This is a genomic window from Olivibacter sp. 47 (assembly GCF_030372825.1).
Classification (GTDB): Bacteria; Bacteroidota; Bacteroidia; order Sphingobacteriales; family Sphingobacteriaceae; genus Olivibacter; species Olivibacter oleidegradans.
In genome coordinates, this window is the sequence record NZ_JAUCNR010000001.1 from 6374624 (window position 1) to 6395519 (window position 20896).

Here is a 20896-nt window from a genome sequence, read left to right on the forward strand (position 1 = left end):
TTCAGGGATCTTCTCACCTTATTTTGGAGCTATGAAAGGTTTTATGGTATGTTTGTCTCGACATCGGTAATTACTATAAAACACCCATATGAAAACAATTAAACTTGCTATTCTTTCTGCACTAACAATCATGTGCATTCATGCTCAGGCACAATTTAAATTAAATACAAAAAGTATCAAGGCAGCGACTACAGCAGCAAAGGCAATTACCTTATCAGACGATGAGGTAATAGGTTATGCAAAGGAGTACATGGTTTGGATGGACGAAAATAACCCCGTTGCACCGGAGGATCATGAATTAGCCCAACGCCTAGCCAAACTAACGAAAGATTTAACTAACCACGATGATTTAAGCCTGAACTTCAAAGTATATTTAGTTCGTGACATCAACGCATTTGCCTGTGCCGATGGCAGTGTACGCGTATGTGCAGGTCTAATGGAAGTGATGGATGATAACGAAGTATTAGGCGTTATCGGCCATGAAATTGGTCACGTAAAAAACAAAGACTCGAAAGATGCTTTCCGTACTGCTCTATTAAGCTCTGCCTTAAAAGACGGTGTGGGATCACAGGGAGGCACAGCCGGAGCACTTAGTGACTCTAAGTTAGGAGAATTGGGTACTGCTGTTGCTAATTCGTCTTTCTCCCGTTCGCAAGAAAGTGCCGCGGATATCTACGGTTATGAACTACTAAAAGCGCAAAAGGTCAACCCGTGGTATATGGCCACCGCTTTTGAGAGTCTGGCTAAACAAAGTGAAGGCACTGAAAAAGCGTCCACCATGCAGCGCTTGATGTCTTCCCATCCAGATACAGAAAAACGCATTAAAGTAATGTCTGAAAAAGCGACTAAAGAAGGCTTTGAAAAACCGGTTAAGTAAAACGAAAAGAGGGAGCTTGAAACTCCCTCTTTTCGTTTTACTTTTGTCCGTATTTATACTCAAATCGCTCAAACAATTGTTTATGCAAATTATCTAAATTAATATCTCTTCCCCCAATGAACGCCTTTTCCAACTGATTTCCTTTCATATCAAGAGCGTCTCCTACGGAGAGAAATAGATTCGCATCCTTCCCAAGTTCTAAACTACCCGTTGTTTGATCAATTCCCAAAATTTTCGCGGTGTTTAAGGTAATAGTAGCCAGTGCTTTTTCTTTATCCAAACCAAATGCAGCCGCGGTACCGGCCATAAAAGGCAAGTTACGTTGTTGCCAAAAACCATCCATCCCGTAAGCGACCAGAAGTCCTGCATCTGATAAGAGTTTCGCTTGCTTATAGGGTAAATTAACATCATCATCTTCATTCGCAGGAAGCGAATGCGCCTGATGTATGATGATCGCAATATCATTTTCTTTCAAAAAAGCACTGACAAGATGAGCTTCCGCTCCTCCTACTAATACCGGCTTCAATCCATAATCTTTGAAAAATTGTACCGCTGCAATGATATCGTTCTTTTTATCAACATGAACCATGAGCTTTCTTGAACCGTCAAAGACCTTTCGAAAAGCTTCTAACCGCCCATTGAACACGTCTGGTTTATCTACGGCGCAATAAGCGCTTGCATCGGTTAATAAATCCGCCAAGGTAGTGCGTTCCTTTCGGATCCGTTCCTTTTGCTCCTCTTCATTGGTTGCACCAAAACGTGCATAGCGAATACTGGGCCAATTAATATGGATCGCATCGTCCTTTTTATAAGCAGCGTCTTCCCAATTCCATGCATCGAGTTGCACTATGGACGACTGACCAGTAACCAATCCTCCTTCGGGCGTCACTTGCGCCAATAATATACCGTTAGTGCGCAAGGTATTAATCACCTTAGAATCGGTGTTATAGGCAATCAGCGCACGCACGTGCGCGTTATTTCCCCCTACTTCTGTATTATCAACTGTCGCTCTCACCGCTTCGATTTCCACTAAGCCCAAATTGGTAACAGGCGCAATAAATCCAGGATAAAGATGTTTTCCATGGGCATCAATGGTCTCCGTGGCATTAGGTGCTCCGGACCCATCGCCCACATAAGTGATTTTTCCCTTATCAAAGACTAAGGTACCGTTTGTTATTACCTGTCCATTGCCTATGTGAATAGTGGCTCCTTTTATGCTAATGGCTGAAGTTTGCGCCTTTGCCGGATAAACGGTTGGCTGCGCCTGAGCCCAAACTCCGGCCAGCAGGAATAAACTTAGGCTGTATATGTATTTAAAAGTGAACTGCATCGTCATTGTATTAGTTATGGTTGACATCCTCGTTAATATCTCCTGAAAGCGTTTCGCAATGATAAATAATGGTTGGCTTTTCGACTGCTTTTTGTGTTGCATTCCCTTTATCCTTTTCTTCCAACGATTTAGCAATCAATCTAGCTTTCTCTTTTTGTTGAAAATCTCGAATCTTCTCATCTTCCTCTACATCCCAATATTTTACACCATCTACAAAGGTCTTCTCGGCACGGGCATAAATACTTAAAGGATTACCACTCCATATCACCACATCTGCATCTTTGCCGGCTTTCAAACTACCCACCTTATTATCAATGTGCAGCATTTTTGCTGGATTGAGGGTTACTAATTTCCATGCCTCTTCTTCTGTCAAGCCACCATACTTGATTACTTTTGCAGCTTCCTGATTTAAGCGACGAGCCATCTCAGCGTCATCCGAATTAATGGCCGTTACCACACCCTGCTTTTCCATTAAATAAGCATTATAGGGTATTGCCTCCTGTACCTCCATTTTATAGGCCCACCAGTCTGCAAAAGTAGCTCCTGCAATACTTCTTGCGGCCATACGATCCGCTAACTTATAGCCTTCTAAGATATGCGTAAAGGTATTTACCTTGAAACCAAGGCTATCAGCCAAATGCATGAGCATATTGATTTCAGACTGCACATAGGAATGGCAGGTGATAAAACGCTTATTGTCTAATATCTCCACCAAAGCATCCAATTCGAGATCACGACGCGCATTGCTGCCTTTCATCGCTATTTTTGCCTTATATTCCTTCGCTCTTGTAAAAGCATCTACATACACCTGCTCCACACCCATTCGTGTTTGCGGGAAACGCACCCGTGCAATATCTCCCCAATTGCTTTGTTTTACGTTTTCGCCAAGGGCAAATTTTATGAAGCCATCGCTCCCTTCGAATTTAAGCTCCTCAGGTGATTTACCCCAACGCAACTTAATTAATTGAGATTGCCCGCCAATTGCGTTAGCTGAGCCGTGCAATATATGCGAGGACGTTACCCCGCCTGCCAATTGTCGATAGATATTAACATCTTCCGAATTTATAATATCACCAATACGCACTTCAGCAGTAACTGATTGCGTTCCCTCGTTTATGCCTCTAGAAATAGCGATATGTGAATGCTCGTCTATGATACCTGCCGTAATGTGCTTGCCGGTAGCATCAATGAGCGTTGCGCCGGAGGCATTGAGATTTTTACCGACCGCTTTGATTTTTCCACCGGCAATTAATACATCTGCTCCTTCCAATATGCCTTCTTTTTCATTAGTCCATACGGTCGCATTTTTTAACAATACATCGGCAGCAGCAAGAGGTTGCTCATGACCATAGGCTGCAAAAGGATAAATTACCTTGCCTAATTCAAGGGGCTTGTCCGCTCGCTTCGTTTCGGTCTTTTCCGTGTAGGCCCCCGTATAAGAAGCTGACCAAGGAATAGTACCACCATCCTCACGATTAATTTCACCTTTTAATTGAAGTGGTTTTACTGTTGCAATATAGGCGCTAATCCGGTAGCTTTTCTTTACCCCTTTCGGATTAAAGCTCAGACTTAACAAATCACCATCTACTACCAAATTCGCTTTGATTTTTGTCGTATCGTTCGGCTTGCTAATGTAAGCTTCATACTTTCCCTGCTTCCCGCCTATCAGCAGTTTTATTGCACCGAAATCATCCACATTGCTTGCGTACTCTCCTCTCAGATCTTTATTACTGCTATGGTTAGCGATAAATTTTTCTCCTTCAATCCAATTTTCATAGATGATATTCCCTTCTTTGAACAAACTATCCGAAGTAATAATAAAACTAGCCAGTTTTCCTTTCTCCAAGGTTCCTAAGCGATCACCCGCTCCCAACAATCTAGCAGGAGTCTCCGTCAATGCACGTAGAGCGGCATCTTCACTTAATCCATATTTAATGGCTTTGCGTAAATTGGGCCAAAAGTCCCGGACGTTATCTAAATCGCTAGCTGTTAAGGCAAAAGGAATGGATGCCTTTTCCAAAGCGGCGGGATTGCCTGGAGCAAGCTCCCAGTGCTTCAACTGCGCAAGCGACAATTTATTAGCCTCGTAGGGGTCTGCTACATCATATGTTTTCGGAAAGTTAAGCGGAACGATAAGACTTGCCCCTGTAGCCTTCACTTCTTGAATACGTTGATAGTCATTTCCTCCCGTTTTGATAATATAGGATTTCCCAAATTCTTTGGCTATTTTATCAGCCCTTAAAACATCCAATACATCGTTCACTTCAAAAAATTGTGGTAGCGACTGCCACTTATTAAACGCTTCTAAGGAAATGTTGTATTCTTTCTTCTGTTGCTGATACCATTTCGCATCGTAATATGTTTGACGCAAAAGGGCAATGCTTCCCATTAAAGAAGAAGGGTAAGACGTTTTTGCAGAGCCTTTATCGAAAGAATACTGAGCAGCGGCGTCGGGAATGATGACAAGCTCATTATCTTTATTGGTGTTCAGTGCAATCAATGCACTACTTCCCCGCGCAATTCCGTCTTTTACTATCGTGTGTACCGCTCCGAAGCCAATTTTCTTAAGTTGTTCTGCTTTCTTTTCATCCTGTGCAAAAACATCGATCGCCCGAGTCTCCGGCCGTATTGCCTCGTTCCAGGCGTATGGGCCGTTCTTTGTAGAAGTGAGTACCTGGGCAGCCCTCCCAAAAGCGCGTGATTCCTTGTTTTCAGGTACGCCGTAGGTAGTAAAAGGATCAATCAGAGATGGATAGATAAACTTGCCTTGCAAATCAATCGTTATGTAACCTGCGGGCACTTCCTGTCCCGCTCCTACGGATTCGATCAGTCGATCGTTCACCAGTAGCGTCGCATTTTTCAGACTCTGCCCAGCTTTTGTGATAATATGAGCATTTATAAACGCGTACTTTTTCGGTCGCTTATCGTGCGAGCCGTTAACAGGAAAAGTTTCCTGGCTTTTCAGGAAGTAAAAGCTAAATAAAAAGAGGCAAAAGGGTAAGATTTTTCGCATAATGCACATCTAATTAAAGAATAAAAAGTTCAAGTTGTCAAAAAAGAGAATCCATTTTGCGGATTTTTTGTTGTTGACGATAAAAACCAAGCGTTCGCCAAGTTTTTCACTAAAATACCCTTTTTAATTAAAAAAATTTGTTTTGGCCTTCTCTCATAAGAATGTTACCTTTTTTACATTATAAGTTATACCTTCGTTCAAAAACATTGGCATGGGAAATCCAATAATACAAGCGCTTCATCATGTGGCTATTATCTGTTCCGATTATCAACGATCCAAGCAATTTTATACTACCGTACTTGGGTTTGAGGTCCTTAACGAAACTTATCGAGATGAACGGGAATCTTACAAACTAGACTTGGCCTTAAATGGTCAATACGTCATTGAATTATTTTCCTTTCCTGAGCCTCCGAGACGGGTGAGCAAGCCTGAAGCTTGCGGTTTAAGACATTTAGCCTTTGCTGTTGACAATCTAGAGAAGGCAATCGATCATCTAACGATGCATCAGGTACAAACCGAACCGATTCGGGTAGATGAACTAACCGGAAAACGCTTTACTTTTTTTGCGGATCCCGACGACTTGCCTTTGGAGTTCTACGAAATTGACCATTAATTGTCATTCCATTGAAATAAAGTAAAAGATGATCAAACACCTAATTTAGTATGATTGTTATCAACTCATATCTTATCTAAACGAAGTAGCTTTGATAAAGCTCGGGTTCTTGATTAATTTTATTCATATGACAGCATTTATACAGGAGATTAAACGTGAGGTCAAAAATTGGTGGCTTTTCACTGTTATTGGCATCTTGTTATTGATTGCCGGTTTTTATACAATATCGAATCCGCTGGCGAGCTATTTAGGCTTATCGGTTTTCTTTGGTGGTCTTATTTTTGTTAATGGTATTATGGAGCTTTCCTTTACATTCGGGAATCGACACCGTTTGCATCATTGGGGTTGGACACTGTCTGCAGGCATTCTGGACGTTGTACTGGGCTTCGTTTTATTATTATATCCGAGTTTATCGATGAGCGTTCTACCTTTCATAGTGGGTTTTTATATACTCTTATTAGGAGCTTCACTTTGCAGCTACGCCTTTCAACTGAAGAACTTAGACGTAAAGGGCTGGGGATGGATCTTGGCCGGAGGTATCTTAACGGTATTATTCGGCCTAAGTATGATTTTCAATCCAGTGATCGGTATTGCGACTATTGTTGGGTGGACGGCCTTTGCTTTTATCGTTGCCGGCGTGGTAAATATCATTTTTTCTATGCAGCTCAAGAAAATCAGGGATCATATGAATCCCTAACAAAATGAACTATAAATATCTTAATGAACTCTAATAAACTTTTATCATGGCACTCGTAAAAACTGCTAAAATTGACATTGGCATCTCTGAAGATAATCGCCAAGCGGTAGCAAACAAATTGAATCATTTATTAGCTGATGAATTTGTATTGTATACCAAGACTCGAAAATTCCACTGGAATGTAAAGGGCATCCACTTCCACGACCTCCACTTATTCTTTGAATCGCAATATAAAGAACTTGCGGAAATGATGGATGAAGTGGCAGAGCGTATCCGTAAATTGGGTCATTATTCATTGGGAACCTTACAACAATTCCTTAATGAAACCAATCTTTTGGAGCATACAGATGATGGATCATCTGCTGAAGTAATGATTGAAGCGCTTTTAGAAGACCATGAAACCATCATACGAGAGATTCGCACATCGATTGATCCTATTCAAGATAAGCATAAAGATGCCGGAACGGCAGATTTCCTGACAGGCTTGATGGAGCAGCACGAATCAATGGCTTGGATGCTGCGTTCTATGGTTCAATAATAAAAAAATGGGGCGGGGCGTTATAAGCCTCCGCCCAACTTACCATCCCTCTTCGTGTAAGCGTAACCTGCTTTTTAACAGCTTAATTTCTGTTTGCATACTTCTAATCTTTCCAATTAAATGGCGCATGGCGTCAATACCTTCGACATTAATGTGTAAATCGTAATGCCATTGCCTAAATCGTTCCAACGCCTCAAGGTCTTCTTCATGAATATACCATTCATCTGCTTGCAAAGTGAGCTTTATTAACCCTTCTTCATAAAGCGAACGAATAAAACCTTCGTCCACCGTGCTCTGTGCACAATATTCCTTGACCAAAATGAATGTGGTTCCCATTTGTCTAATTATTTAGTCGTTAAATTGGCTAGCTGCTGAAATAGCGTTTTTTGTTCTTCACTCAATCCGGTTGGTATGTTGACTTGATAGGTTATAATTAGATCGCCAAATTGACCTTCTTTTTTATATACGGGAAAGCCCTTCCCCTTTAGACGCACTTTGGTACCATTCTGGGTTTCCGGTTTAACTTTTAATTTAACTTTTGATCCCAGTGTATCGACCATAACCTCTCCTCCCAAAACGGCTGTGTATAAATCAATTTCCTGCGTCAAATACAGATCGTCCTTTAATCGCTTAAACACTGGGTCATTTCCAATAACGAAAGTGATGTAGAGATCGCCCGCCGGCCCGTTGTTTACACCGGGTCCACCCTGACCCTTCAAACGAATTTCCTGTCCATTTTCCACACCCGCAGGGATGGTGATGCGCAGCTTCTTCCCATTTATTGTTAAGGTTCGTTTATGCGTTTCTGCAGCATCCCTCAAGCTGAGATGTAATTCCGCGCGGTAATCCTGCCCTTTAAATTGGCTTCGGCTCCTTCTTCCTCCACCGAACATGGAGGCGAAAAAATCTGAAAAACCGCCTGAAGAAAAATCGCCTTCCGATCCGTCAAAACCGCTTTCGAATGGATTTTGATTGCCAAAAGGATTTCCACGTGCATAGTAATCGCCTCCAGGTTGTGACTGTCTCGCCTGCTCATAAGCTTCCGCTTGCTTCCAATCTTTCCCATATTGATCGTACTTCTTCCGCTTGTCAGGATCACTTAGTACCTCATTGGCCTCATTTAATTCCTGAAATCGTTTATGCGCTTCTTTATCATCCGGATTTAAGTCGGGGTGCAACTTTCTGGCAAGTTTACGGTATGCTTTTTTAATATCATCTTGAGATGCATTCTTATCAACGCCCAATATTTTATAGTAATCAATATATTCCATAATTAAACCTTCAACCTAGATACAGCTGTGTGTCCCTTTTTGTTTGGGACTTTCATATATTCCTATTTTCCTTTTAAATTGAAATGAATCGTGGTTTTAAAAGAAAGTTTATTTTATACATCCCACTTACTGCGCCCATTAGCAAGGTGGATAACCTTGACTTTATTCACTTGCATTTATTTTCAAAAGCGTTCATAGGAGCTCGAAGGCAAACTTCTCGGTTTCGTTCTTTTTGCCAAGAAAAAGAACATATATTAAAAAGAGTAACTCAAGGAAACCTTTCTTTAATACTAACATCGTAATATCGCTTAAAAAGAAATTCCATAACGCAAAGCACGGGCAGTAATCCCAACGAAAATTATTAAGTTTGCACACATGTCGCTTTATGTTACCTCGATCAATTCCGGAAGTAATGGCAATTGTTACTATGTTGGCAATGGAAGAGAAGCTGTTCTAATAGACGCCGGCATTTCATGCCGCGAGATTGAGCGACGAATGACCCGTTTAGGTTTATCCATTCCATCTATCAAAGCGATTTTTATATCCCATGAACATAGTGATCATATAAAGGGCTTGTGCAGGTTAAGTTTAAAATACCGCATACCAGTCTATATCAATCAGCGGACATTAACAGCAACCGGCTTTTTTATTGCTCCCGAGCTGCTCCACCTATTTCATGCATCCGATCCTATTCAAATTGGCGATTTTCAAATCACTCCCTTTGCCAAGTATCATGATGCGGCTGACCCTTATAGCTTTGTGGTAGAAGGAGGAAGCATTCGGATCGGCGTTTTTACGGATATAGGAAGGGTGTGCGAACGTGTACAGCATCATTTCAGCCAGTGTCATGCGGTTTTTTTAGAAGCCAATTACGACGACGATCTATTAGATCGCGGGCGTTATCCGTATTTTTTGAAAAACAGAATTCGCGGGGGGTATGGTCATTTGTCCAATAAGCAAGCTTTAGAGCTCTTTCTAAACCACAGAACGGACAATTTGAGTCATCTTTTTTTATCTCATTTATCCAAAGATAATAATTGTCCGAATTTAGTTACCGAGCTTTTCTCAACCCATGCCAATGGCGTAAAAATTGTGGTTGCTTCGCGATACGAAGAAAGTCCTATTTTTGAAGTAAAAAGATGGTCACAGCCGGCAGATCTTATTCCCGAAATTCCGCTTTTTCCCAAGACTCTTTTTTAAAAAAATGTAATAGCAGAAAGAATGTACCGACGGCAAGGCTAGCAAGTGCCCACACCAACCACTCATAATTAACAGCTAAATAATGCCCAAAGCCGATCGCGCTGATTAATCCTATCAAAAGCAGATTGGCAATAAAGCGCCCTTCTGTCTTTTTTATCGGTTGACTAAAAGGATAGCCTGTTACGGTAAACAGACAAATTAAAATGGCCGCTACTCCGCCTACAGCCGTAGATAAAAGGAGGTCATTTATTACCGGCAGACCAATAAAGGCTAGTCCCAGCACGGAAAAAACAATCATAAAAGGCATATAAAATTTAACAAACGCAGCTTTCAATACACCGGACATCAAAAGGCCCGGTTGTTGAATAGGAGCCACAAAATAAATCCAGGCAGCTTTATATTTTTCGCTTTGTGTGATAAATTGGAATACGGTTAATAAAGTAAATAAAGAAAAGTAAAAAATGAAGAGATAAGTATGTTGCGCGAGGATATTCTTCCATTTTTCTGTCCACGTTCCTTCTGCGTTTCCTCGGTTACGTACAAAAAACATGAAAAAAAAATACACCGGGACATAAGCCAACGAAGGGTACACTTTAGTTTTAAATTCACGTGTGCGTCCCGTTACATTCCAAACTAATCTAAAACCGGCATTTTCCAATGGGCTACCGGTTAATATATTCGCTAATTTATCGCTAAGCGTTTGCCTACGGGTGGCAGCTGTTTCGACCTTAACCGAGTCGTCGCTTGTCTGCAAAGCGCTCAACGTAGCGTTCAATCCGGTAGAGAAGTTTTTGCTCATTATCCACAAAGCCACCAACGGCGATAAGAAAGCCGCTAGGGACAGTGCAATGGTAAGTAATGACGTATCTCCCCTTCCGAGTTCTTGTAGTCCGCTGATCCAAGCACTTGGTGTAAGCCATAACCAGGGCACCGCTGCAAAGTCAAGCTGCTGAACCATGGCACTTTCCAGCACATTTGGCATCGTGTAGTACAACATAAAGATCAGCACCGAAAATACAATTTGTAAATACGCTACAATGTCTTTAAAGCGCTGCACCGAGACGAATTTCATGGCAATCAGGTAAAACAAGTTTACCAGTAATACACAAAGTACGGTTGCTATTGCCGCTTGAAAAATAAAAATAACACCGGCAAATCCTCCTCGACTAATTATTGTAAAAATAAGTCCCGGGAGCGCTAAACCAACCGCTTGTTTAGCTATACTGATTCCGATGTGCAGGATGCGTGTTAAGGCAAACGTTCGATCATCAACGGGACGTGGCAATATGATAAAATTATCTCTACTGTCTAACAGGATGACGGAAAAGTCAGCGATCAAGCTGAGGCATAACATTGCCATAAACACACCGAAGTAGATCGTAAAAGACAGATAAGGTTGGTTGACGGAAAAAAGGAAAAGCAGCAATACGCAACCCATCACTGCTAGCAGTAAAAAATTAAGCCAGGAGCTGTAGTTGTTTTCCTTTTTCGATCTGTTTCCAAATGCCGTTAGCGGTCTTCGGTCATCCATCAGTAATTTGACACGTAATATAACCTCCATCTGAGCGGTATTTACCCCGATTTTACGATATAGAGGACTAAAAAGTAAAGCCAGTTGGACAATGAAATTATTCATGGATATAATATTTTGCGATCATTCTCGCTATTCGAAGGCAGACATGATACTAGAAGCACTTCCTGAAGTTTCCGCATGGCCGGTGAGCTTAGCAAAAATATGTTCGAGGGAATCGCCATGCTCAGCTTTCAATTGCTCGAAAGTACCATTTGCCACAATACTGCCTTGATTAATCAATAGAATACGGTCTGAAACCTTTTCAACAATGTCCATCATATGCGAACAATAAAATATCGTTTTGCCTTCCTTTGCCAATAGAGAGATCAGCTCTTTAACAACAATTACTGCATTTGCATCTAAGCCAGACAAAGGCTCATCTAAAATGAGAATTTTTGGATTATGAATAATTCCGGAAGTCAATAACACTTTTTGCCTCATACCTTTCGAAAAGGTATCCATTCGCTTATTAAGTGATTCACTCAGGCCAAAAGCAGTAAGCAACTTAGTTGCTCTGGCTGCAATGAGCGAAGTTTCCATGTCATATAGCTTACCCACGAAATCCAGATATTCCAAAGGGGTTAACACATCGTATAGCTCAGCATTCTCCGGAACATATCCTATAATGGATTTAATTGGAAGTGCATTCTCTTTTAAGTTGATGCCATCAACAGTGATATGACCCTCGAAATCACTTATTAATCCGGTAAGGATCTTAACGGTTGTTGATTTACCGGCACCATTTGGGCCGATATAGCCAATCACTTCACCGGGATATATTTCAAGATCAATCCCTTTCAAAACCTGTTTATCATCATAACTTTTATGAAGATTTTCAATGCGTATGATAGGTTCATCTTGGTTCATTCTTATCTTTCTTGATTAATGTAAAGCAAGATAAGAAATTCTTTATATTTTGTGAACTTTGAAAATAAGACGCGGAGCAACTGCTATTAAAAATGAAGGGCTTTTACTTTTAACCGTGCGTACTAGCTTTAGCTTTGTATATAGCCAGTGTATTGGGAAAAACGGCTTCGGAGGAAACCGATGGAACGAGCAGCAAAGCAAATGGTTTCCCTAGCATAAAGCTATAAGCCATCTCCATATTTGAAAAAGCTGTTAATGGTTATCGGTAATTTACCGGTGGCTTTTAATTGCCCGCTTAATAACTTTGCCGCTGCTTTTTGAAAGGTTCCGTCATTTTGATAGGCTACCACCAAACCACCGGCGTGCTCCAAGCCGGGGAAGGAAGCAATAGTATAGGGGTTTGCAAAGACGTTAAATAGCACATTATGACTAGCAAGTTCGCTAATTAACATGTTAAGCTCTTGGCTATAGTTTAATTTACTTTGCGGACGCAAACGTGTGTCATGAAGTGCTACAATCACCTGTTTATAGTTCTTCAGCTCATTAGCTACCTTTGACACTTCTGCGCCAGTAGCCTTAGCAGATAAGATGAAATTTAAGCTATTATCAAAATGTCCACCAAGTATTTGCTGAAATGTAGTTAAACTATCGACGCCAATACTAACCAGCGCCGTCTTTTCTGCAAGATCTAACTGCTTAATGAGTGTATCCCCTTTCAACAGTGTAATAGCAGCATCCGCTAATTGTTGATTTAACTGCTTGGCAGAATCATTATTAAGATCCTGGTATAAATGTTCTGTGATGACCGCTTGCCGTTGATTCAGACCCATCCAGTATTTAGCTGCTAGTATTTTTTTTACACGCGCGTTGATATCATCCCAAGATAATCTCTTTTTACGGATCGCTTTTCTTACTTTTTTGATTGCTCGTTTACTGTTTTCTGACAATTCAAGCACGTCATTTCCGGCAATAATCGCCCTTACATCAGCCTCACCATCCGGGAAGTACTTTACAACGCCTTTCATATCCATCGCATCGGTAAAAGTGAGTCCTTTGAAGCCCATACGCTCTTTCAGCATACCGGTAATTACATTTTTTGAAAGTGACGAAGGCAGATGCGCGGTTGTATCCAAGGCGGGGATATTCATATGGGCCACCATTACCCCAGGGGCCCCCTGTTTGATCAATTCTTTAAAAGGGTACATTTCCAGTGAATCCAGGCGAGTTATCGTAAAATTCAAACTAGGCAAGTCATAATGAGAATCCACATCAGTATCACCATGGCCTGGAAAATGCTTTAAAGTAGTCATTAAACCGCCATCCATCATCCCCTTCATATAGGCACCCCCTTTTCGCACCACATTCATTTTATTCTCGCCGAAAGACCGGTAGTTGATTACCGGATTATTCGGATTATTGTTTACATCCACATCGGGAGCGAAATTTACATTTAAGCCAATTCGTTTAAAATTTTTGGCAATCTCCTGCCCCATCTGATAGATTAATCGTTCGTCCTGTACGGCTCCCAAAGCCATCTGATAAGGAAAGGAGATGGTCGAATCCATCAAGCGCATGCCCAATCCCCATTCTCCATCCAGCGCCATTAACAACGGAACTTTTGCAAGTTTTTGATACCTATTTATAAGGTTAGCATGCCTAACAGGGCCGCCCTGAAAAAGCACCACTCCTCCTAACTTTTGCTTTTTTATCACTTTGGCTACTGAATCGCTATACGCATTACCTAAATTTGTATGCGCACGCACCATGAACATTTGCGCAATACGATCTTTTTTGCTCAACCTGTTAAAAACTGAGTCCACCCATGTATGTTCTTGATTAATGAAATCTATAAAGTTTGAAGACGATTGAGCAGAAACTATCTGCGATGCGGTCAAAACGATGAGGAGTATTAGGCTGGCTTTTCTTAACATAATGAAACAATGAAATCAAACTTAGTTATAATTGCCGTTTTATGCAAAAATTTCAATAAAAAAAGATAATAAAAGCAGAATATCGCCCTATAATGCTTTTAAGCAAAATGAAAACCGCAAAAAAACGCATTTTAAAAATTACAATCCATCTCCGTATTTGAAAAAAGTACTGACAGTTACGGGCAATCTACCAGTCGGCCTTAAGCTTTTCAATATGACTTTTGCTCCTGCCCGTTGCAGTTCATCACTATTTTGGTAACCTAGAACCAAACTTTTACAAGCCTCAATACCCGGCATGCCCGCTAATGCATAGGGATTGGTGAAGACACAAAAGATGCTATTCATGTTAGCTAATTCATTAATAAACAAACGGACTGTGCCACTGAAGTTAATTTTACTTTGCGGCGATCGGCGCGTATCATGCAAGGCGACGATCACCTGATTATATCGCAACAGTTCGACAGACACTTTTGCGATATCATTAGGTTTCGCGTCGGGTGAGATGACAAATTTCAGCGCATTATCAAATTTACCTTCCAATTCTTTTTGAAAAGTAGTCAATTCTCGAGCTCCTATGCTAATGATAGCGGTACGTTTGCCATAATCAATGTTCCGTATAAGGCTATCGCCTTTCAGTAATGTGACGGCTGCGTCAGCCAGTTCCTGATTCAGCTTTTTTGACGCTGACCGGTTTAGTTCGCGATACAAGCCATCCAGCATTACCGGTTCCCTTTTATCCAGTCCGAGCCAGAGTTTAGCCGCCAAAATTCTTTTTACTTTTGCATCTAAGCTTGCTTGGCTAATCCGTTTATCTTTAATGGCTTTAGCGATCATAGCAATGGCTCTTTTGCTATTTTGAGATAATTCCAATATATCATTCCCGGCAATAACGGCACGTACATCTGCTTCTCCATTTTTAAAATATTTAACCACGCCATTCATATCCATGGCATCCGTAAATACCAAACCCTTAAAGCCAAGTTCCTTCTTGAGTAATCCGTCAATTACAGCAGGCGACAGTGATGACGGCAAATTAGGCGTTTTATCTAGGGCGGGGATATTCATATGGGCAACCATCACACCCGAGGCTCCTTCACGTATCAATTGCTTAAATGGAAACAACTCCAGCGAATCCAGCCGACCTCTACTGAATGCCAATTGAGGAAGATCTTTGTGTGAGTCGACATCGGTATCCCCATGCCCGGGAAAATGCTTTAAGGTAGTCAATATATGTTCATCCATCATTCCCCGCATGTATGCGCTTGCTTTCCGCGTTACATTACCTTTATTTTCTCCAAAAGAGCGGAAATTAATGACAGGATTTCTCGGGTTATTGTTTATATCAACTACCGGTGCAAAGTTTACATTCAAGCCAAGTCGTCTGAAGTCTTTTGCAATTTCACGTCCCATATTATAGAGAAGCTTCTCATTTCTAATAGCTCCTAAGGTCATTTGATAAGGATAAGAAATGGTGGAATCTGCCAGACGCATTCCCAACCCCCACTCACCATCGAGGGCTATCAGCAGTGGAACTTTTGAGATGGATTGATACGTATTAATAGCCTTTGCATGTCCAAGGGGGCCACCTTGAAAGAACACTACACCGCCTAATTTCTCACTAGCAATTATTTTCGCTACAGAATCTATATACCTTTGTCCTAAGTTAGTATGCGCTCTTACCATAAAGAGCTGTGCAATCTTTTCGTTCTGGTTTAAACTATTAAAAGTAGAATCCACCCATCGATGAGGGGAATTGATAAAGGTGGTAAAATCTGCAGGCTGCTGAGCAAAAGATTGCCAAACAGATATAAGAAACAGATATGTGAATAAATACTTTTTAACCATGAGTATTATCTACCTCAAAGATAATACCCATGGTTTAACTTTCTCGAAAATATTTTGGCTAAACTTTTTTTCGCAAACGATCTCTATCTATAAAATCATGCTTATCTCTCCATAACACTAATACAAGCGCGCACAGGATAGCAATACTTACCCAAACGGCAGCATAGGGATTAAGCACATCCTTCGCCAGATCTCTGAACAGTAAGGCCATCAGAATAACGGGCATCTGAAGAATACAAGCAATACGAACATAACTCCCTGTAAACAATGCTATCGCACCAAAAATATGGGCTACGATGATTGTATGTACGAGCACACTCATCAGAATAGCAACAGGTACCGAACTATTCATCATGATATCCGTAAACACATGTATATTAGCAATGAATTCAATTCCCTTCCAAAGAATAACCAATGAAAGTACAATTCTGGTTATTTCCAACCAAAGTGGGTGATGCCTTTCACCCTTGTGGGAGACGTGATGGGTAAGCATAGCATTCAGTTTTAAGTGTTTATATTAAGTTAGCTTTAATGTAATATTAAAGTTACGTTTTTTTTATAAGAATAACAAATGAAAAGCGAAGAGGTTTTTAGAGCAGGGAATAGGGAGCAGGGAATAGGGAGCAGGGAGTAGTTAATGGGGAGTTGGGAATAGTTAATAGGGAGCAGGGAGTAGTTAATGGGGAGTTGGGAGTAAGAAAAAAGCAAACTTAATATGGCTGTCTGCAGATAGCTGTTAATTAAGCGTTTTTATTTAGCAATCAATAATTTCTGTAGTTCTTTTTGTGTGATTTTAAAAATTGTACCATGCCGGATTCCATTTGGCATATTAATCCTGTCAGACACGTCTTTCCAATTTTCCAGATCGGTAGATGCGATGGCTCCATAGCGATGTTCGGTATACTTATCGAAATACAACAGCCAAGTAGCGCCTACTTTTGTAAGTGTCGGGCCTTCCGCCCAATAATTCCCTGTGATGGGCTTACTTGCTTTTGAATAGGGGCCTTGCAGCTGATCAGCATAGGCTATCTTTATATTCTTTTCGACAGGTTCTTTCGTCTCATCTTTCAAGAACATGATCCATTTATCGTTTATTTTAGCGATCGTTGCATCGATCACATTAAAACCGGGATCATATAGTAAGCGTGTATCACTGTATGTTTTAAAGTCTTTCGTGTATATACAATACATTCTATGATTATAGGCATTTTCTGCCTCGATTTGCGTTTCGGGAAATTTTCCCGGAATAGTTGTTGCCCAATAGATCATGTAGTTTTTCGAGTTGGGATCGTAAGTTATTTCTGGCGCCCAACAATTCCTCGCCCCTTCTTCCCTCCGCATAACCGGTATATATTGCTGCTCTGACCAATTGATCAGATCTTTCGAAGAAGCATAGCCGATTCCTTTGTCTGTCCAACTGACTGTCCAAACCATATGAAACAGTCCATCACCACCTCGAATAATACAAGGATCACGCATCAGCTTGTCCTTGCTTAATTTTGGTTGTAAAAAAGACTCATCATTCTTTAAAGCATCCCAGTTATAGCCATCCTTGCTATAAGCTAAATGAAGTCCATCTTCTCCATTGCCCTTGAAATAGGCAAATATATAAATCTCTTCTTCTCTATTCCCTGCAAGCACATGCAAGCCATTGAACAGAATCAGTGATAAAGTTATAATCCTGAACAAATTATTATAAAGTAACATAGACAAAATTTAAGGTTTCCATTCCAGTACGTTAACCATCTGTGGAGGAAAATCCGTCTGGCCCTCCAGATCTGCTTGTTCAACTTTTTGCAAATAGAGATTGACGATTTTCTTCTTTTTCCAAAGTTCTGTATCAAGTGTTGGTTCCCACGCCCCCATATCCTCGTTAAATAGATCGATAATCTCCCAGTGGTTATTCTGATCGTTCGTTACTTTGAGAAGTGACACTTTTCCTTTCCGTTCTTCATCCCTAAAAATCATATAAAATACCGATCTACCACCATATCGGCTCGCCAAAATTTGCGGTCGCGAAACAGGGATACGTTTAGTTCCAACACCACTCAAAGTAAAATTCGTCTTCCTAAAGGGCAATATCTTCACGTTCCATGAATCGTTTTGCAAATAAATCAGGTGATATTGCGGCACATCTTGAGCCGACTCTTTCCAGTAGGTGGCAATTACCGGATTTCCTATATCGTCCGTGGTCATGGATGTCTGATTAATCAACTCGCTATTAGGTGGAATACGCGCCGCCACTTCTGCATTACCCGCTGTTATTGGGAGTGTGTAACGCTCACCATTGCTTTTTTCCCAGGTGTGTCCACCATCTCTCGAACGTGCATAACACATATTGTGATTGGTTGACACGTCCGCACTACTCCTCCAAACCCAGGATAAATGAATGACGCCTTCCTTATCCACTGTAGTCTGGATATAAGCGTTTCGTTGTCCTTCACCATTAATCAAATTATCATGTAGCGTTGTCCATTTCTGTTGTTTACAATCGTAAAGGTTCACAATCAGATTTCCTTTGCCGGATTCCCCGTTTCTATAAGTAAAAAGCAAATTGCCATTGGCCAGTTTGTAAAATTCAGGATAGGCAACGCGACTTTCCTGACTGCCTGTCATCTCCATTTTTGGTCCTAATTTTAACGACTCCGGCTTTGTGCTGCGACAATAGTTTAACGGATTATTATGATGATCCCAAGAAACATGCAAATAACCCGTACCATCTACCATTATACTGATCACGTTGTGAGCATCCTTTACATTCCCGGAATAGCTAGTGGTTATTAGTGACCAATTTTCAGAACCAAGCCTCCTTTTGCCCAACACCACTTGTCCTTCTTCATCATAGAAGGCGATATATTGATGCTTTTTATAGGTCACCAATGAATTCTTCCTAAAAATAATCGCATTAATTGAGTTTTTTGACCACGCCTTTGCCACGGGATAGATTGTAGTAAATGGCTTTACTTGTGCCTGCACATTAGTATTTGTAAAGACACTGCCTAGTATACTTAGTAGTATAAGTTGAAAAGCATGTATCCATAAGAAACGCATGCTCAATAATATCAAGGATGGAAAGGATCGCTGTTTAACTTGTCGGACCGAAAGCAGTAAGCACGCATGCCAAATCGATAGGCAAACAGGACGAAAAGGTATCATTACCATTATTTCACATTAACTAGTTGATTCATTTCACCCCTTCTATCCCATGAAGACTTGGCTTAACCGGTAAAATCCGCCCCTCACTGTCAAAAGACATTTTATCAATACATACTTCTCGATGGTAACCGGCTGCTTCTCCCATTTTGATCCCATCGGGCCTGCTAAAGCGATGATAAACCATATACCACTCATCTTTACCCGGAATCTGCAATACGGAATTGTGTCCAGTGCCATAGATGCCCTGCGATGGATCCTTTGCCAGTACTAAATTGTTTTCCGGAATTTCTATGGGTCCGAGTGGTGATTTTGCGGTACCGTATCGTACGCGATAATTTTCGCTTCTCGTATCATCTTCCGACCAAAGAAAATAATAAAGTCCCTTCCTATAAAAGACATACGTTCCTTCACGGAAAGTTTTGTCGGGTGTTATGACCTTTACCGTACTTTCCTTAATCGAAACCATATCTTTATTCAACTCTGCTACAGCCATATATCCATTGCCCCAATATAAATAGCTCTTACCCGATTTTGGATCTGTAAACACATCGGGATCAATCTCTTGTCCACGGTTTATTCCCTTTGGTTTAGAAGCAATTAAAGGTTTTCCAATGTCCCTAAAGGGACCTGTCGGTTCATTAGCTACCGCGACACCGATTTTTTGTGCGCCGGAGTAATAATAAAAATACTTGTATTTACCATCTATCTTCTTTTCTTCAATAGCCGGGGCCCAAGCGTTGCGGCCGGCCCAAGGCACGTTCTTTTTTAAGTCGAGGATAACCCCTTCGTCCTTCCAATCGACCAAGTTGTCGGACGAGAATGTTTTAAAGGAATAACCGCCCCAATGATCAAATCCGTCACTAGTAGGGTACAAATAATACTTTTTCGTTTTCTGAGCGTATAGTATTTCCGGATCGGCATAATAACCCTCCAACACCGGGTTTTGACGAAGCGATTCAAGGTCGATACCAGGATTTCCCCATTTATTTGTGAGACGTTTCAACTCTGTTCTCGTTATTGGCATCACCGTTCCATGCCGCGGGTGGAAATTCATTGACACTTCATTATCAATAACTGAGAAATGTTCCAGATCGGTGCTCTTTGTAAATTGATACCTGCCCTTTCCATATACGTCATACATCAATACATAAGTATCCGTTCCGATTAACTTAAATACGCAGGAGCCTTCCACCGCATCTGTAGTTTGTTGTTTATAATCTACCGATTCTTCCCAGTTACCATCCGTAAGCGAAGCAGCTTTCGCTACTTTGATGCCATTACCATGTCCTTCCGTCTTATAAAATAAGTAATAGGTATTATCCTTCCGTACAATATCTCCATCTATACACGATTTCCCATTCGAAGGAAAAAACAATTGTTTCGGCTCGCCTTCCAGATCCGAGAAATCCGGATTGGCGTAGGCATAATAAATCTTGTCCGGTTCATCACCATATTTCATTGACCAATATACCATATACTTCGCGGCCTGTGGGTCGTAAATTGTTTGCGGAGCCCATACGCGCAACAACTTATCCTGATTAGCATATCTTTGCTGTATATTGACAACGTGCGAAGTCCAATTGATCAAGTCAGTAGACTTCAGCAACACCATCGCCCGATTGGAGTCCCATCCTTTTGCTGAGACCATATCTGTCAGTACCATATAAAAGGTTTTCCCATCCTCTCCACGAAGGATGTGAGGATCGCGCACTCCACCGGTTGAGCTGATCTTTTTGGAATCCAGTATTGGTAAGTCATTATTAAGCGCCTTATAATGGTAGCCGTCCAAGCTAACAGCAAATCGCACAGCCTCTTCCTCCATACGGTTTCCGGTAAAGTAAGTGAAAAGATAGGCGACATAATCTTTTTCAGCTATCGCCTTTGGCCCCTGTTGAGCAAAAAGCAGCTGCCTGCCAGCAGGTGCTAAAAGGATTAGTGAAATAATAATCAGTGTACGGAATGAGTTGGTTGATAACATGAACAAC

At 41.1% G+C, this 20896-nt stretch carries 17 protein-coding genes; 5 read left to right on the plus strand and 12 right to left on the minus strand.

Annotated elements, in window-relative coordinates:
• Positions 1-88: 88 nt before the first annotated feature.
• Complete coding sequence (locus tag QT327_RS27520) at positions 89-877, plus strand: M48 family metallopeptidase (protein WP_130855108.1); 789 nt, start codon at positions 89-91, stop codon at positions 875-877.
• A gap of 37 nt (positions 878-914) precedes the next feature.
• On the opposite strand, the gene QT327_RS27525 is transcribed toward QT327_RS27520, so the two are convergent.
• Together QT327_RS27525 and QT327_RS27530 are read right to left on the minus strand one after the other, a co-directional pair.
• Entirely contained in the window at positions 915-2234 is a 1320-nt protein-coding gene (locus QT327_RS27525) for an amidohydrolase family protein (RefSeq protein ID WP_289554368.1), read from the minus strand.
• Entirely contained in the window at positions 2218-5220 is a 3003-nt protein-coding gene (locus QT327_RS27530; protein WP_130855107.1) for an amidohydrolase family protein, read from the minus strand. Before QT327_RS27530 ends, QT327_RS27525 begins: the two co-directional genes overlap by 17 nt.
• A 211-nt stretch (positions 5221-5431) precedes the next feature.
• Here QT327_RS27530 and gloA2 point away from each other — a divergent pair, with 211 nt between their 5' ends.
• The 3 genes from gloA2 (at position 5432) to QT327_RS27545 (ending at position 7068) form a co-directional block, all read left to right on the plus strand.
• Complete coding sequence (gloA2, locus tag QT327_RS27535) at positions 5432-5833, plus strand: SMU1112c/YaeR family gloxylase I-like metalloprotein (RefSeq protein ID WP_130855106.1); 402 nt, start codon at positions 5432-5434, stop codon at positions 5831-5833.
• Positions 5834-5960: 127 nt separating this feature from the next.
• Positions 5961-6530: an HdeD family acid-resistance protein gene (locus QT327_RS27540; protein WP_130855105.1), complete on the plus strand. Its 570-nt coding sequence runs from the start codon at positions 5961-5963 to the stop codon at positions 6528-6530.
• Between the two features lie 46 nt (positions 6531-6576).
• Entirely contained in the window at positions 6577-7068 is a 492-nt protein-coding gene (locus tag QT327_RS27545) for a Dps family protein (protein WP_013664086.1), read from the plus strand.
• A 39-nt stretch (positions 7069-7107) separates the two neighbouring features.
• Here QT327_RS27545 and QT327_RS27550 read toward each other — a convergent pair whose 3' ends face one another.
• A complete protein-coding gene (locus QT327_RS27550) occupies positions 7108-7404 on the minus strand; it encodes a chaperone modulator CbpM (protein ID WP_013664087.1) in 297 nt (98 codons plus the stop codon).
• An 8-nt stretch (positions 7405-7412) separates the two neighbouring features.
• Entirely contained in the window at positions 7413-8339 is a 927-nt protein-coding gene (locus QT327_RS27555; protein WP_130855104.1) for a DnaJ C-terminal domain-containing protein, read from the minus strand.
• A 375-nt stretch (positions 8340-8714) separates the two neighbouring features.
• On the opposite strand from QT327_RS27555, the gene QT327_RS27560 reads away from it, so the two are divergent.
• A complete protein-coding gene (locus tag QT327_RS27560; RefSeq protein WP_130855103.1) occupies positions 8715-9539 on the plus strand; it encodes an MBL fold metallo-hydrolase in 825 nt (274 codons plus the stop codon).
• Here the strand turns inward: QT327_RS27560 and QT327_RS27565 are convergent.
• The 8 genes from QT327_RS27565 to QT327_RS27600 all read right to left on the minus strand — a co-directional run bounded on the left by QT327_RS27565 (position 9499) and on the right by QT327_RS27600 (position 20889).
• The gene (locus tag QT327_RS27565; RefSeq protein WP_130855102.1) at positions 9499-11175 is read right to left on the minus strand and encodes a hypothetical protein; all 1677 of its coding nucleotides are present in this window, start codon (positions 11173-11175) and stop codon (positions 9499-9501) included. The two genes, QT327_RS27560 and QT327_RS27565, sit on opposite strands and share 41 nt — an antisense overlap.
• 27 nt (positions 11176-11202) lie before the next feature.
• A complete protein-coding gene (locus QT327_RS27570; RefSeq protein ID WP_013664092.1) occupies positions 11203-11979 on the minus strand; it encodes an ABC transporter ATP-binding protein in 777 nt (258 codons plus the stop codon).
• A 221-nt stretch (positions 11980-12200) separates the two neighbouring features.
• Positions 12201-13910: a glycoside hydrolase family 3 protein gene (locus tag QT327_RS27575; protein ID WP_130855101.1), complete on the minus strand. Its 1710-nt coding sequence runs from the start codon at positions 13908-13910 to the stop codon at positions 12201-12203.
• A 138-nt stretch (positions 13911-14048) separates the two neighbouring features.
• Positions 14049-15755 (minus strand): glycoside hydrolase family 3 protein, encoded by a 1707-nt coding sequence (locus QT327_RS27580; protein WP_130855100.1) that lies wholly within the window; start codon positions 15753-15755, stop codon positions 14049-14051.
• A 58-nt stretch (positions 15756-15813) separates the two neighbouring features.
• Positions 15814-16248 (minus strand): DoxX family protein, encoded by a 435-nt coding sequence (locus QT327_RS27585; protein WP_289554369.1) that lies wholly within the window; start codon positions 16246-16248, stop codon positions 15814-15816.
• A 257-nt stretch (positions 16249-16505) separates the two neighbouring features.
• The gene (locus QT327_RS27590; RefSeq protein WP_130855098.1) at positions 16506-17462 is read right to left on the minus strand and encodes a glycoside hydrolase family 43 protein; all 957 of its coding nucleotides are present in this window, start codon (positions 17460-17462) and stop codon (positions 16506-16508) included.
• A 9-nt stretch (positions 17463-17471) separates the two neighbouring features.
• Positions 17472-18806, minus strand: a complete 1335-nt coding sequence (locus tag QT327_RS27595) for a BNR repeat-containing protein (RefSeq protein WP_242627132.1) — start codon at positions 18804-18806, stop codon at positions 17472-17474.
• Positions 18807-18939: 133 nt separating this feature from the next.
• Positions 18940-20889: a glycoside hydrolase family 43 protein gene (locus QT327_RS27600; RefSeq protein WP_130855097.1), complete on the minus strand. Its 1950-nt coding sequence runs from the start codon at positions 20887-20889 to the stop codon at positions 18940-18942.
• Positions 20890-20896: the final 7 nt, after the last annotated feature.

What these genes read in the sequence shown, in the direction of transcription:
- QT327_RS27520 (WP_130855108.1), top strand. Translation starts at nt 89, where the DNA reads ATGAAAACAATTAAACTTGCTATTCTTTCTGCACTAACAATCATGTGC.
- QT327_RS27590 (WP_130855098.1), bottom strand. Translation starts at nt 17,462, where the DNA reads ATGTTACTTTATAATAATTTGTTCAGGATTATAACTTTATCACTGATT.
- QT327_RS27585 (WP_289554369.1), bottom strand. Translation starts at nt 16,248, where the DNA reads ATGCTTACCCATCACGTCTCCCACAAGGGTGAAAGGCATCACCCACTT.
- QT327_RS27550 (WP_013664087.1), bottom strand. Translation starts at nt 7,404, where the DNA reads ATGGGAACCACATTCATTTTGGTCAAGGAATATTGTGCACAGAGCACG.
- QT327_RS27600 (WP_130855097.1), bottom strand. Translation starts at nt 20,889, where the DNA reads ATGTTATCAACCAACTCATTCCGTACACTGATTATTATTTCACTAATC.
- QT327_RS27580 (WP_130855100.1), bottom strand. Translation starts at nt 15,755, where the DNA reads ATGGTTAAAAAGTATTTATTCACATATCTGTTTCTTATATCTGTTTGG.
- QT327_RS27595 (WP_242627132.1), bottom strand. Translation starts at nt 18,806, where the DNA reads ATGCGTTTCTTATGGATACATGCTTTTCAACTTATACTACTAAGTATA.
- QT327_RS27530 (WP_130855107.1), bottom strand. Translation starts at nt 5,220, where the DNA reads ATGCGAAAAATCTTACCCTTTTGCCTCTTTTTATTTAGCTTTTACTTC.
- QT327_RS27555 (WP_130855104.1), bottom strand. Translation starts at nt 8,339, where the DNA reads ATGGAATATATTGATTACTATAAAATATTGGGCGTTGATAAGAATGCA.
- QT327_RS27545 (WP_013664086.1), top strand. Translation starts at nt 6,577, where the DNA reads ATGGCACTCGTAAAAACTGCTAAAATTGACATTGGCATCTCTGAAGAT.
- QT327_RS27540 (WP_130855105.1), top strand. Translation starts at nt 5,961, where the DNA reads ATGACAGCATTTATACAGGAGATTAAACGTGAGGTCAAAAATTGGTGG.
- QT327_RS27525 (WP_289554368.1), bottom strand. Translation starts at nt 2,234, where the DNA reads ATGTCAACCATAACTAATACAATGACGATGCAGTTCACTTTTAAATAC.
- gloA2 (WP_130855106.1), top strand. Translation starts at nt 5,432, where the DNA reads ATGGGAAATCCAATAATACAAGCGCTTCATCATGTGGCTATTATCTGT.
- QT327_RS27560 (WP_130855103.1), top strand. Translation starts at nt 8,715, where the DNA reads ATGTCGCTTTATGTTACCTCGATCAATTCCGGAAGTAATGGCAATTGT.
- QT327_RS27570 (WP_013664092.1), bottom strand. Translation starts at nt 11,979, where the DNA reads ATGAACCAAGATGAACCTATCATACGCATTGAAAATCTTCATAAAAGT.
- QT327_RS27565 (WP_130855102.1), bottom strand. Translation starts at nt 11,175, where the DNA reads ATGAATAATTTCATTGTCCAACTGGCTTTACTTTTTAGTCCTCTATAT.
- QT327_RS27575 (WP_130855101.1), bottom strand. Translation starts at nt 13,910, where the DNA reads ATGTTAAGAAAAGCCAGCCTAATACTCCTCATCGTTTTGACCGCATCG.